The sequence below is a fragment of the uncultured Methylobacterium sp. genome (assembly GCF_964242245.1).
In the GTDB taxonomy this organism is placed as follows: Bacteria; Pseudomonadota; Alphaproteobacteria; order Rhizobiales; family Beijerinckiaceae; genus Methylobacterium.
Genome location: NZ_CAXTBY010000114.1, coordinates 1 through 12,345, shown reverse-complemented (window position 1 = coordinate 12,345; position 12,345 = coordinate 1). Strand labels below are relative to the sequence as shown.

The 12,345-nt window shown below is 70.2% G+C and carries 10 protein-coding genes, 1 tRNA gene and 2 pseudogenes; 7 read left to right on the top strand and 6 right to left on the bottom strand.

The annotated features are described in order from the left end of the window. Nucleotides 1–1,327 (bottom strand): annotated as a pseudogene (locus ACFE8Y_RS18035) (IS701 family transposase); the annotation flags it as partial. 169 nt (nt 1,328–1,496) lie between these two features. Between ACFE8Y_RS18035 and ACFE8Y_RS18030 the strand changes: the two are divergent. Next, nucleotides 1,497–1,808, top strand: a pseudogene (locus ACFE8Y_RS18030) (transposase); the annotation flags it as partial. Nucleotides 1,809–1,888: 80 nt separating this feature from the next. Then, nucleotides 1,889–2,542 (top strand): sulfotransferase domain-containing protein, encoded by a 654-nt coding sequence (locus ACFE8Y_RS18025; protein WP_375465762.1) that lies wholly within the window; start codon nt 1,889–1,891, stop codon nt 2,540–2,542. On the opposite strand, the gene ACFE8Y_RS18020 is transcribed toward ACFE8Y_RS18025, so the two are convergent. The 4 genes from ACFE8Y_RS18020 to wrbA all read right to left on the bottom strand — a co-directional run bounded on the left by ACFE8Y_RS18020 (nt 2,496) and on the right by wrbA (nt 5,335). Then, nucleotides 2,496–2,945 (bottom strand): SDR family NAD(P)-dependent oxidoreductase, encoded by a 450-nt coding sequence (locus tag ACFE8Y_RS18020; RefSeq protein WP_375465761.1) that lies wholly within the window; start codon nt 2,943–2,945, stop codon nt 2,496–2,498. The genes ACFE8Y_RS18025 and ACFE8Y_RS18020 overlap by 47 nt on opposite strands. Before the next feature lies 1 nt (nt 2,946). Next, nucleotides 2,947–3,726 (bottom strand): class I adenylate-forming enzyme family protein, encoded by a 780-nt coding sequence (locus ACFE8Y_RS18015; protein ID WP_375465760.1) that lies wholly within the window; start codon nt 3,724–3,726, stop codon nt 2,947–2,949. Further along, complete coding sequence (locus tag ACFE8Y_RS18010) at nt 3,726–3,848, bottom strand: hypothetical protein (RefSeq protein WP_375465759.1); 123 nt, start codon at nt 3,846–3,848, stop codon at nt 3,726–3,728. The genes ACFE8Y_RS18015 and ACFE8Y_RS18010 overlap by 1 nt, the downstream gene beginning before the upstream one ends. 830 nt (nt 3,849–4,678) lie before the next feature. Beyond that, nucleotides 4,679–5,335 (bottom strand): NAD(P)H:quinone oxidoreductase, encoded by a 657-nt coding sequence (gene wrbA, locus ACFE8Y_RS18005; protein WP_375465758.1) that lies wholly within the window; start codon nt 5,333–5,335, stop codon nt 4,679–4,681. A 362-nt stretch (nt 5,336–5,697) separates the two neighbouring features. Between wrbA and ACFE8Y_RS18000 the strand changes: the two genes are divergently transcribed. Continuing rightward, nucleotides 5,698–6,081 carry a hypothetical protein gene (locus tag ACFE8Y_RS18000; protein ID WP_375465757.1) on the top strand — a complete coding sequence of 128 codons (384 nt, stop codon included), beginning with the start codon at nt 5,698–5,700 and terminating at the stop codon, nt 6,079–6,081. A 414-nt stretch (nt 6,082–6,495) separates the two neighbouring features. Here the strand turns inward: ACFE8Y_RS18000 and ACFE8Y_RS17995 are convergent. Continuing rightward, a tRNA-Pro gene (locus ACFE8Y_RS17995) sits at nt 6,496–6,573 on the bottom strand. 407 nt (nt 6,574–6,980) lie between these two features. Between ACFE8Y_RS17995 and ACFE8Y_RS17990 the strand changes: the two genes are divergently transcribed. The 4 genes from ACFE8Y_RS17990 to ACFE8Y_RS17975 all read left to right on the top strand — a co-directional run. Beyond that, a complete protein-coding gene (locus ACFE8Y_RS17990) occupies nt 6,981–7,400 on the top strand; it encodes an FKBP-type peptidyl-prolyl cis-trans isomerase (RefSeq protein WP_375465756.1) in 420 nt (139 codons plus the stop codon). Between the two features lie 49 nt (nt 7,401–7,449). Beyond that, on the top strand, nt 7,450–8,835 hold the full coding sequence (locus tag ACFE8Y_RS17985) for a Wadjet anti-phage system protein JetA family protein (RefSeq protein WP_375465755.1): 1,386 nt from the start codon (nt 7,450–7,452) through the stop codon (nt 8,833–8,835). Continuing rightward, nucleotides 8,828–9,460, top strand: a complete 633-nt coding sequence (locus tag ACFE8Y_RS17980) for a DUF4194 domain-containing protein (protein WP_375465754.1) — start codon at nt 8,828–8,830, stop codon at nt 9,458–9,460. Before ACFE8Y_RS17985 ends, ACFE8Y_RS17980 begins: the two co-directional genes overlap by 8 nt. Before the next feature lie 180 nt (nt 9,461–9,640). Continuing rightward, a partial coding sequence (locus tag ACFE8Y_RS17975) for an ATP-binding protein (protein ID WP_375465753.1) occupies nt 9,641–12,345 on the top strand: 2,705 nt, incomplete at its 3' end.

Below are 12,345 nucleotides of genomic sequence, written 5' to 3'. Positions count from 1 at the left end.
CGTTGGTCGTTTTGCCGTTCGGGTCCGCCGTCGCCAATGGGCGCGTCTGGCCCGCTGCTGATGGCGTCGTCGCCAGACGGACCAGCGCAGAACCGCGGTGGTGTCGGGCGGAGGCAGGCTGACGAGAGCAGCCAGCAGGTGACGGATCTCGGGCACGGTCAGCGGCAGCAGATCCGCGGCGAGGTCGGCCGTGACCACGCCCCCCGATAGCCGCCCGGCGCAGGGCGGCAAGGTAGGCGTGGGCGAGCATCGCCAGGGTGACGTGCCGGTGCCAGCCGATGAAGGAGCGCACCTCGTACTGGTCGAGCCCGACTTCGCCTTTGGCCTGCTCGAAGTTGCTCTCGATCGTCCAGCGCTGGCCAGCGATCCGCACGAGGTCGGAGAGCGGCGTGCCGATCGGTGCGTGGGTGAGGTAGAAGGTCATCTCGTCCGGATCGGCCAGCGAGCGACGGACCAGAAGCGCACAGTGGAGGCCGCGCACGGCCCCGCGATAGGGGACGCAGGCCCAGTCGTACAGGCGCGGCCCCTTGGCGCCCTCGCCCGCGCTCAGGCGCTGCCAGATGGGCGGCGCGTCCGCGGGCCGCGCATCGACTGGGTCGGCAAACCACACCGCGACCGGGCGCAGGGCCAGCCGCTGGCCCGACGTGACGGTCAGCACGTAGCCGATCCGGTGATCTTCCGCCCAGCGGCGGATGGCGCTGTCGCTCCCGTAGACGCTGTCGCCCGCGATCCAGGCAAACGGCAATCCCGCCACACGCGCCCGCTCCAGCATGGCAAGGCCCAGCGCCGGCTTGGTCGCGAAGGTCACGTCGTCGGGCACAGGCGCGGCCCGGCAGCGCACGCGGTCGTCCGTCCAGGACTTGGGCCGGTAGAGCGCCCGGTCGATCAGCGCGTGGCCATGGCATCCGGCCTAGCCCAGGAACACCCCGACCTGTGCGTTCTCGATCCGCCCGGCCGTGCCGGTGTACTGCCGCTGCACGCCCGCCGACTTCGTGCCCTTCTTCAGGAAGCCGGTCTCGTCGAGCACCAGCACCGCGTTCGGATCGCCCAGATGCTCGGCGACATACACTTGCAGATCGTCGCGCACGGCGTCCGCGTCCCAGCGCACCCGGCTCAGAAACTCCTGGACCCCATCGGGCGTGGGATCGCCCGCCGCTTCCGCCAGTTGCCAGCCGTTCTTGCGCTCGACCGGCGCCAGGAGGCCGCGCAGGTAGGCCTCGGCCCGCCGACGCGGCTCGGCCCGTCCGAACCGGCCCCCGATCCGCTCCAGCACCCCATCAAAGCCCTGCGCCCACTGTGCCGCGTCCGCTCCCGTTACCCGCATCATGGCTCACCTCCGCCACGACAACGCACAAAACCCGGCTGTAGTACTAGCCCGTCTTATTCACGAGGGCAGTGGATCTGTGGTGGCGAGCGTAGCATAAAGCATTGATAGGGCTTAGGGATTGGGTGCTGACACCAACCTTATTCACCTGATCGAGCCCGCCACGCCCGCCATGTCCGATCCTACGTGTGTCCCGTTCCCGTTTCCATCCGTCCGAGGCAAGAAGCTCACAGCTGCCTTCGATGGCGGACGCCTGACCTCGGACGGCGGTGTCCTGCTGCTCGCTCAGGCTGCTCGGCGGATGCGGATCGCCGAGAAGCTCGCTGCGGTGATCCCGGACCGGCGCGATCCGAGCCGGATCGTGCATCCGCTTCCCGAGATCCTTCTGGCGCGCATCCTGGCCATCGCCTGCGGTTACGAGGATGCCGACGACCTCGACCACCTGCGCGCCGATCCTGCGTTCAAGCTTGCCTGTGGGCGGCTGGACAACATCCTATGGCGGTGTCTTAATAGCCGATGGTTTAGCCCTGACGGGCTGCAGCGCAACCCACACGAATTGACTTCATGAGCAGTTTCGGGATGAACTTCGAAAAGCTATGGCTCGCATCTTATCCTAGAAGCGGCAACACTTTCTTGCGGTCAATATTCTATGATTGCTTCGGTATAGTAACTGGATCGGCATACTATGAAGAGAACGGCGACGCTGGACTGCTAAATTTATTAGGTAGAGGCAGAGACCGAGAAAATGATGTAGATAATAGATTTTCGAAAACCCACGATTATCCGGCAGACGATCATCCAGCAATTTATATCGTCCGCCATGGGGCTGCTTCTATAGTATCATATAGACATTACATGAAAAATTTTGCCGGTGCAGACATTCCGCTTTCCGATATAATCTCTGGAAATATTATGTTCGGATCATGGTCCGACCACTACAATACGTGGCAGCCGGCAACTAGAAGACAAACACTTCTAGTCCGCTACGAGGACCTCGTTTCTAGCAATCAAGCATCTGTTATCGAGTCGATAGGGGATTTTATAGGTATAAGACCAAAGAATTTCTTCACAAAAGATTTCAAAAAGCTTCAATCGATCCACGATAAATTCTTTCGTTCCGGGAACAATCAGAACAATATCTCGGAGTTTTCCGACGATGATCTTAAATTATTTAATGCGAAACATGGAAAACTGATGCTTGAATTAGGATACGAATGACACCGAAAGTTAAATATACAATCTTAGTGTTAAGTCCCGAGGTGAAATGGGTCGGATCGTATCTGAAGCGGCTTGGATCGTCTGTCCAGGCTCGGCAGGTCGCCTCGTATGGCGGGGGGCCGCGTAGGATGTCGAGGGCGGGCGAGCCGAAGCGGTCCGACAGCGCCCGTCCGAGGTCCGCCGCGAGCCGGGCCCCGGCTCCGGGCGCGGCGAGATCCGCCTGCACCAGCACGGCGCTTCCACCCGCGGCCTCGACGGCGTGGGTCGTCGCCTCGGCTTCCACCCGGCCGCTGCCGTAATGGACGGCGACCACGGCGCCGGACGCGGTCAGCCGGATCGCGATGGCGCGGCCGATCCCGCGGCTGGCCCCCGTGACGAGGGCAACCTTCCCGGCGAGGCGCACCTCAGCGCGCCCATCGCTGGGCGGATTCGAGTTCCCGGGCACGCGCGATCAGCGCCCGGCGATCGACCTTGTTGGTGCCTGCCCAGAGCAGCTCCTGCAGGAAGGCGATCCGGCGCGGATGCTGGTAGGCTGGACCGTTGGCGAGGGCGAACCGCCGGATCTGGTCCGCCTCGATCATCTCGGAGGCGTGGTACACCACGAAGGCCACCGGGACCTGCCCGCGCTCCTCGTCGGGCAGCGGCACCACGGCCGCCTGCTGCACGGAAGGGTGCTTCTCAAGCATCGTCTCGACCTCGCTCGGATAGATGTTCTCGCCCGAGCAGACGAACATGTCGCCGGCGCGCCCGCCGAAGTAGTGGAACCCGTTCGCGTCGCGGCGCATGATGTCGCCGCTGTCGTACCAGCCCTCGCGCAGGGCCTTCGCCGTCTGCTGCGGCAGGTTGTGGTAGTCCGACATGAGCGACGGGTTGCGCATGAGGAGAACGCCCTCGTGCGCGCTCGGTCCGTCCACGAGGCGGACGTCGCCCCCCGCACGGGATAGCCGAGCGCGAGCGGCGGGGTCGGGATGCCGTCGGGATAGGCTCGGAACGGCCGGTCCCGCCTCCGTCGTGCCGTAGCCGAGGCCGATCGTGGCGCCCGGGAAGACCGCCTGGATGCGGTCGAGCAGGCTCCTCGTGATCAACGCGGACCCGAGGCCGATGCGCTTGAGCGCGGAGAGGTCGAGCGTCCCGAGCAGGTCGGTCTCCTTGATGACGTGCGCGAACATGGTCGGGACCGCCATCACGGCGGTGACGCGGTAGGTCGGGCGATCCCGATGCGCTGGCGCTGGCCGCCGGAGAACTCGTGCGGGAAGCGCCGCCCGGCATCGGGGGCGAGGCCGAGCTGCGCCATGAGGCGGGGCACACACGCGCGCGGATCTCGCGCTTCGGGAGGCCGGCCACCGCGAGCGGCTGGCCGACGATCTTACCGACGCTGTGGCGCGGGTTCAGCGAGCCGTAGGGGTCCTGGAAGATCATCTGAACCTTGGCGCGCACCGGCCGCCGGGCGCGCGGCGAGCCGAGGGTGTGGTGGCCTCGCTCCGTGAGGTGGAAGCCCGGCCGCCGGTACTGGTTCGCCGCCGCGTCCAGCCGATCGAGGACGTTGACGACCATGTGGTCGAGGATCGGCGTCAGGGGAGCGGACATCGCAGCCTGGCGGGCGAACCGGAACGGTCGGGTGCCGAGCAGGGCGGCAAGAGCGATGCCGATCACCGCCCTGTGCCCTATCGGGCGAGGACGATCCCACCGATTCGGGCCCGTGCCCCGCACCGCACGTCAGGAGCCCGCCTCGCGCGTGCCGATAGGCCGTCCGGTGACCGCGCAGGCTGAAGACCCTACGGCGGATCGGCATGACGCGCTTTCCGGACGTAGGGCGGTGCTCGAAACCGGACCCGTGCCGGCTTACGCCAGAAGTCTCCCCCTGTGCCGTCCGCCCTTCGACTTGACGCGGCTTCAGCACCGCCTGATCCGTGCCCGCTCTCCATGCCTCACGTCATGGCCGACACCGCTAAACTTCACTGATCCTCTCGATCGGATCGGCTGATACCAGCCAGCCGGGCCGATCGGGAACCGACATGGTGCTTCGACCGCGCCCCTGTTCGATACAGGTTCGCTTGGCCGCTGGTCGCTTCCTGTGGAGTCTTCGGCATCGGCTTGGTCGCCGGTCAGGCGCCCACTGAACCACGCGCGCCAGCCTCAGCCATCCGCGCGCTTCCGGCTGGGCATCTCGCCTGCCGCCACGAGCGCACGGGCAATCGCCACCATGCGCCGCCCTTGATGACGGGCCGCCTCGAAGTCCTCGGGCCTCGGATCGCGGTTTTCCGCACCGACGATGGCGGACGCACCGTAGGGTGACCCCGCTTCCAGCATCGCCGCGTCGGTGTAGCCGGTCGGCAGGATCACCATGCCCAGATGCGCCATCGGAGCGTAGAGCGAGAGCGTGACCACCTCGGTGCCGCCGTGCGGCCAGGAAGCGGTCGCGAAGGCACCCCCGACCTTTCCGGCCAATGCCCCGCGCTTCCACTGCGGACCGAGCTGATCGAGGAAGTTCTTCAGCTCCGTCGCCATCGCCCCGAAGTAGCAGGGGGTGCCGAACAGGATCGCGTCGGCCCACTCGACGTCGTCGTGCGTGGGGGCGTCGTAGAGCACGTTCTGCCGGGCGGCGCTCTCGGCCCAGCCTTCGACCTTGGCCATGGACGCCGCATCCGCGACCTCGCGCGGTCGTCGGATACGCACGGCGGCGCCCGCCTCTCGGGCCGCCTCGGCCGCAGCGGAGGCGAGCGCTTCGACGGTACCACTGCGCGAGTAGTAGACGATCAGCAAGCGGGTGAGATCGACGGTGGTGCCGGGCACGGATGCATCCTCATGGCGAGATGCTGAGGTAGGGCCGCACGGGTCGATGGCACCTTCGCCGGCGAAAGGGTCGCGCAGTCCGGAAAGGCCGCCCATCCGGACCGGCGTTCCATGCGGGCGTCAATCGGTGTGGCTCCCGGTGCAGCGAGCCGTGCGCTCGGTCGGCGGTCCGGAACGCGATCGACGATACAGGCTCGATGCGCCGGACGGTCCGTCGGTCAGCCCCGCCGCTCGATCCGATCACGGGCTGCGAGGGAGGTCGTCCATCTCATCGGTGAGCGGATGGCAACGAGCCACCTGCCGGACGGCTTGCTCGCACCTCACGCGACGCCATACCCTCGCACGGCAGCATAGGGGTGAACATGACGCGGGTTCTGCTGATCGGCTACGCACCGGATGCGGTGGACTTCTCCGACCCCGCCCTGCCTCCTGGACTGAACGCCGAGACGATCGCGGCCGGCATCGAGCTTGGGCTGGAGCAGATGCGCGACCGGGGATGGGAAGCGGAATTCTGTTCCGTTAAGCCGGACGAGACCGCCGCCCCGACAGTGGCGCGCAAGTTGGAGGCCGCAGCTTACGACTGCATCGTGATCGGGGGCGGCGTTCGGCTCGCCACGAAGGGTCTCACGGCGTTCGAGGCGATCGTCAACGCGGTGCACGAGGGCGCGCCGGGCACGCCGATCGCCTTCAACACGCGACCGGATGACAGCGCCGACGCGGCCGCGCGCTGGTTGCCGACCGGATAGCCGAGATTCCGACTGTCCACGCCGAGCAGCGTCCTGACCGTCCTGCCGGGCTGTGAACCCGTAGACGAAGCCCCAGCCGCACACGAAACGAAACACCGGCCGCGCGAGCGCGCAGGATCGGGAGGACAAGGCCGCCCGCGCGACGTGGTTCGAAGGCCGACGCGCCCGTGGTCCTGGACGAGACCGCAGCAGCCACCAGCATGGTCCGAAGCTCACGCACGAAACGCTCCTCCCGCCGGGTCCCCACCGCGAGACGAGGCACGCGCCAACGAGCGCCTTCAGGCCAAGGTCAGCCTGTCGGGAAGAAATCATTGAGGTATTTTTCGCGACCCAGATGAACCCACGGGCAAAATCGGTCGCCCGGATCATCGTGATGGGAAGTCGCAAAAACCCTTCCGAAACAGAGGGGCAAAATGGTCGGAGCGAGAGGATTCGAACCTCCGACCCCTAGTCCCCCAGACTAGTGCGCTAACCGGGCTGCGCCACGCTCCGACGCCCCAAGGGGCTTGCGCGTCTTAGCTTTCCGCCTCTGGGCGCGCAAGGCCGTGCGAGGAGTTTCCGCGGCAAACGGCGCCGAACGGCAGGCTTGCGAGCCATAAGTCCCACCGGGTGTTCCCGTAGCGCTCCCCAGAAACGAAGGCGCAGCCGGCTGAAGTCGAGGGCGCCTTGAGGTTTGATGATCGACGCCGACGAGGGTCACCGTCGCCGCGGGCGACCGTCCAGGAAGGCTTGCAGCATCGCCTCGCGCGTCTGGCGCATCTTCTCCCCCACAGAGGACATCATGTCGTCGATGCGCCGTTCGAGCCGTTTGATGACGTCCCGGATGGCCTCGACCCCGGCCGGCCTGTTAAGAGGCCCGCGACGGGCGGCCCGCCAGAGGCTCGCCCGACGGAGGAACGATGCCTCGCTTGTCTCTCCCCATCGCCGGAGCCGTGCTGATCGCCATGACCGCTGCCGCCAACGCCGACTACACCACCCTGCCCTCCGGGCTGAAGTACCAGGACGAGGTCGTCGGCACCGGGCCTGAGCCCAAGGCCGGCCAGAAGGTCACGGTGCAGTACACCGGCTGGCTCGACGAGGCCGGTAAGAAGGGCAAGAAGTTCGACTCCTCGCGGGACCGCAACCAGCCCTTCACCTTCACGCTGGGTGCCGGACAGGTGATCCAGGGCTGGGACCTCGGCGTCGCCACCATGAAGACCGGCGGCAAGCGCACCCTGGTGATCCCGGCCGACCTCGGCTACGGCGCCCGCGGCGCCGGCGGCGTCATCCCGCCCGGCGCGACGCTGATCTTCGACGTCGAACTCCTCGGCGCGAAGTAAACGATCCCGCCAACCGACTCGGCTGCGTGAACGCGGGAGTCCCGAAAGAATGCTGTTCGCGCAGCTTCCCGACGACCTGTTCCGGCCGCTGGCCTCCCCGAGCCGGGGCTTCAACGCGGCGCTCCTGCTGCACCTGCACCGCCGGGTCATGGGCGCGAGCCCGGACCCGGTCCGCAAGGCCGACCTGCTGACCGCGATCGGCGACTTCTCCGCGGACTGGGCACTTTCCGCGCAGTCCGACGACGAGCCGGTGCCGACCGATCCGGTCGAGCGCCGCTCGGCGCTGTACCGGCGCCTCACCGAGGCGGGCTGGCTTACCGAGCGCCGGGAGCGCTACGTGCCGGTAGTCGATTTCGACCCCGAGGCCCGGCTCCTGCTGGAGGAGCTGTCGCGGATGGAGCGCGGGCAGACGCGCTCCTACGGCGCAGCGATCCTCGACGTGCTCGGCAGCCTGGAGAGCGCGATCGCCAATCCCGGCGAACGCTCGGAGGCGCTCGGCAACGCGGCGCGCGCGGCCCACGCCTTCCTCGGCCACGTGCGAGGGCTTGCCGGCGCGATGCGCAAGATCGAGGAGCGCATCCTGCACGAGCGGGACCTGCGGGCCGCCTACCGCCTGTACTTCGAGGATTTCGTCGCGCGCCACCTGATCAGCGACTACCGGACGCTGCACACCCGCTTCAATCCCTTCCGCTTCCGCTCCGCGATCGTGCGCGAGGCCGGCCTCGCGCTGCGGGACGCGCTGCTGATCCGGGCGCTCGCCGAGGCCACCCTGCGCGAAGGCCGGGCCGCCGACCTCGCGGCCGCCGAGCGCGCGGTGCGGGCCGACCTCGCCGGCATCCTCGCGATCTTCGAGGGCCTCGACCGGCACCTCGACGCCGTCGACGCGGTGGTCGCGCGGATGGAGCGGCGGATCGCGGCCGCGATCCGCTACGGCGACCGCCCGGATTCGGGCGGGATCGAGCGCGCCGCCGCCGCCCTGCGCGCGGTCGGTGTCGCGAGGGCCGCGCCGGACGTGGCGCCGGCGATCTCGCTCCTGCGCCCGCCGCTTGGCGCGGCGCACCTGTCGACGCCCCGCGGCCGCAGGGCGCCGATCGCGGTCGCGCCGCTGCCCGACGCCGCCCGCGACCCCGAGATCGAGGCGCTCATCTCGGAGAAGGACGCCTTCCGCCGCCGGACCACGGTGACGCCGGAGACGATGGCGGCCTTCATCGACCGCCACCTCGGCCCGGACGGAACGCTGCGCGGCTCCGAGATCGCGGTCGCGGACGTCGACGCCTTCGTCGTGTTCCAGCGCCTGCGCGAGATCGACGTGCTGTTCGAGGGCGAGCTTGCCGGACACTACGCCGTCGCGCGGACCGGCGCGCGCCTCGCCAACGGCTGGCTCGACTGCCCGGACTTCGTGATCCGGCGGCGGAGCGCCGAGCGCCGTGCTTGAGCCGTTCCGCGCCATCGTCGACGGCGACGAGCCGCCGCCTCACGGGAGCCGCGCCCCCGACGCGGAGGAACTCACCCGAGCGCTCGCCGTGCTGCTGAGGGCGCAGGTGATCTACGCCGACACCCCCGGCATCGGCCGCACCTACGAGCTGGCCCGGCACTACGCGCCGTTCTTCACCGACTACTTCGCCTGCCTCGGCTACGAGATCGGCCTGTCGCACCGAGACCAGATGGTCTTTCTGACGCTGCCCGCGGACGGACCGCGCCACGACATCGCCGCCGAGCGCCTGCGCAAGGACGAGACCCTGGTGCTGCTGGCCCTGCGCCTCGCCTACGAGGAGGGCTTGCACGACCACCGCGTCTCGACCGACGGCATCGTCGCGTGCACCACCGACGACCTCGCCGAGCGCGTCCGCACGGCCGCCCGCAGCGATCCGCCGGAGGAGGCGCGGCTCATCGAGATCCTGCGCCTGCTCGCCCGCCGCGGCGCCCTGCGGCTGGGGGAGCGCGACCGCACCGAGCGCGTGACGCCGCTCGCGATCCTGCCGGGCATCCTGGTCCTGGCCTCCGACGCGTGGCTCGAACGGCTGCGTGCGTGGTCGGAGGCGGGCGGCGCTGCCGATTGACCGGCCCGCGCTTGCATCGCCGGCGAAGTCCCGCCAACACGGGGCCGCCCCTCCGCCGGAGCGGTCAAGCAGACTTGCGTTGGCGGGCCAACGGTGCGTCCGCTTAGATCCTTGTTTTGCCGCAGGTTTCGGAAAACCACGGGGCACTTTTCCGAAACCTGCCTAGGCCGAGCCAGGCACGTGTACCGCCTCACCGACATCGCCCTCTCGAACTGGTACCTCGTCCGGCGCGAGCAGATCCGCATCCGCGGCGCAGCGGCGCTGGTCGGGCCGACGGGGGCAGGCAAGTCGACGATCTTCGACGCGGTCGGCACCGTGCTCGCCGGCAACAACGCGAGCCGGCTGGCGCTCAACGCCTCCGCCTCCGGCCGCAGCGCCCGGACCGTGCGCGACTACTGCCTCGGCTGGATCACCGACCCGGCCGAGGGCGGGCGGCCGACGCGGGAGGCCTGCGAGACGGTCCTGGCCCTGGTGTTCGAGAACGCGCGGACCGGCCGCGTCGTCTCCTTCGGGCTGGCGCTCGCCGCGCGGGCGACCGACCCGCGGGAAGAGGTGCTCTCCCGGTTCATCGCCACCGGCCACCGCTTCGAGATCAGTGACTACCGCCGCACAGGCGCCGCGGGCAGCCACACCGCGCCCTGGGCCGAGATCGCCGGGGACCTGCGCGCGCGCGCCGACGGCTTCGAGGAGTTCCGCGCCTCCGGCGAGCGCTTCACCGCCGAGGTCCTGGCGACGCTGCGCGAGGGTGCCCCCGCGCCCGACCCGCGCCACTTCCTGCGCACCTTCTCGAACGCCGTCGCGTTCCGGCCGATCTTCGATGCGAGCGCCTTCGTGCGCAGCTTCGTGCTCGACGCAGAGCCCCTCGACGTGGCCCGAATCCGTCAGTCGGTGGAGACGTGGCGGGAGGTGCTGGCGACGATCGAGGCGCTGGAGGCCAAGCTCGCCCGCCTCGAACGCCTCGTCGTCCGCTACGAGGCCTGGGCCGACGCGGTGCTGGCCGCGACCGTCCACGAGGCGCGCGCGGCCACCGCGGAGCTGCGCCGCCGCAGCCACGAACTCCTCGCGGTCCAGGCGCGCCTGAGGGACGGGGCCGAGGCCCTGCGCATCGCCCGCGAGAGCGTCGCGACGAGCCGCGGCTTCGTGCGCGACATCGATGCGGAGATCGCCGAGAAGAAGGCACTGGTCGCAGGCGGCGCCGCGGACGGGCGGCTCGCGGCCTCGACGCTGGGCCTGTCGATGCTGGAGCGCGACCGCCGCGACCTCGCCCTCCGCGTCTCCGATCTCGTCGCGCTCATCGGGCAGATGGGCAGGCTCCAGGCCGTCGCCCCCGTCCTGCGCCAAGTCGCGCCGCAGGCCGCGCGGCTCGCCGACGCCTGCGCCCGCTCGGGGCTGCGCCGCGAGGCCCCGCCGGATGAGACCCTGCGGGCCGACGGCGCCCTCCCCGCCCTCGTGGAGGGCCTGCTGCGCCTGCCCGCGTTCGACGAGGCGCTGGAGCGGGCCGCCGAGGATGCCGCCCTGCGCGCCCGCACCCAGGAGATCGCAGCCGAGCGCCATGCCCCCGCGCTCGGTCCGGGGCAGGCCGCACGGCTCTCCTCCGACACCGTCACCTTCCGAGGGGAACTGGCGCGGCGCGGCATCGACGCGGTACCGGTCTGCGAACTTGCCGAGATCACCGATCCGGCCTGGGGCCCGGCGCTGGAGGGCCTGCTCGGCCGGGCGCGCGAGGCGCTCGTCGTCGCGCCGGACAGGCTGGAGGAGGCGCTCGGCGTGCTCCAGGGCAACCGCGACCGGTTCCACCGCTGCATCCTCGTGAAGACCACCGACACCGCCGGGCAGCGCGCCCGCCGCTTCGACGACGGCCCGCTCACGGTGATCGAGACCGCGGACCCGCACGCCGCCGCCTTCCTCGGCGTGCGGCTCGGCGGCTACGACCTCGCCCGCAACGACGCCGAACTGGCGCGGATGAGCCGCGCGGTCGCCCCGAGCGGACGCACCACCGCGGGCATGGCCTACGCGGTGACGCGCTCCGTCGACCTGCTGATGACGCGAGGCCAGCGCGGGCCCACGCCCCAGAGCCTGCGCAGCCACGACGCGGCGGTGACGAAGGCCAAGCGCCTGCGCGGCGAGGCTGTGGTCCTGCGCGAGGCCGCGCGCACGGCCGCCGCCATCCGGGCCCGGATCGCCCGCGGGATCGAGGACGTCGACGCCCTGCGCGCCGAGGTCGACGGCCTGGAGGGCCGCCGCCGGACCCTGGCCACCGAGCGCGCGGCGCTCGAGGGCCGCGACACCGCGGACCTCGCCGAGGCGATCAGGGCGCTCACCGCCGAGCGCATCGCCTACCTGCGCGAGCTGTCCGAGGTGCTGGAGCCGAAGCGCGACGCCCTGCTCGCCGCCGAGGCCGGGTCACGGGCGCGGCTCGCAGCGGCCCGCGAGGCGGCCCGCGCCGCGCTGGCCGGCCGCCGCGGTGCCCTGCACCGCCTCGCGGGCGGCGAGGCGCAGCGCATCCGGAGCGTGCGCGGCGAGGTCTTCGCGGCAGGGCCCGTCGCCGCGATCCGGACCGATCTGGCCGGCCTCGACGCGCGGGGGATCGCGGCGCTGGCATCGGCGGAGCGGACGCTAGCGCAGGAGGCCGCGGAGCGCGCGCGCTCCCACGGGCGCGCAGCCGAGCGGGATCTCGCCGAGGCCTGCGCCCAGTGGCGCATCGATAACCCGCTGGGCCGCGACGCCTCCGGCCGGGCCGACCAGCCCGCGGCCCACGGCTACGCCTGGGTCCGGCGCGAGCACGACGAGGTCTCCGGCCACGAACTGCGCCGCTACCGCGCCCAGGCCGCGCGGGCCACCGCCGAGATGCGCCGCCTGATGACCGAGGACCTGCTGACGCGGCT

Excerpts from the sequence above, each read along its gene's own strand:
- ACFE8Y_RS18025 (WP_375465762.1), top strand. The coding sequence starts at position 1,889 with ATGAGCAGTTTCGGGATGAACTTCGAAAAGCTATGGCTCGCATCTTAT.
- ACFE8Y_RS18015 (WP_375465760.1), bottom strand. The coding sequence starts at position 3,726 with ATGGCGGTCCCGACCATGTTCGCGCACGTCATCAAGGAGACCGACCTG.
- ACFE8Y_RS18000 (WP_375465757.1), top strand. The coding sequence starts at position 5,698 with ATGACGCGGGTTCTGCTGATCGGCTACGCACCGGATGCGGTGGACTTC.
- ACFE8Y_RS17990 (WP_375465756.1), top strand. The coding sequence starts at position 6,981 with ATGCCTCGCTTGTCTCTCCCCATCGCCGGAGCCGTGCTGATCGCCATG.
- ACFE8Y_RS17985 (WP_375465755.1), top strand. The coding sequence starts at position 7,450 with ATGCTGTTCGCGCAGCTTCCCGACGACCTGTTCCGGCCGCTGGCCTCC.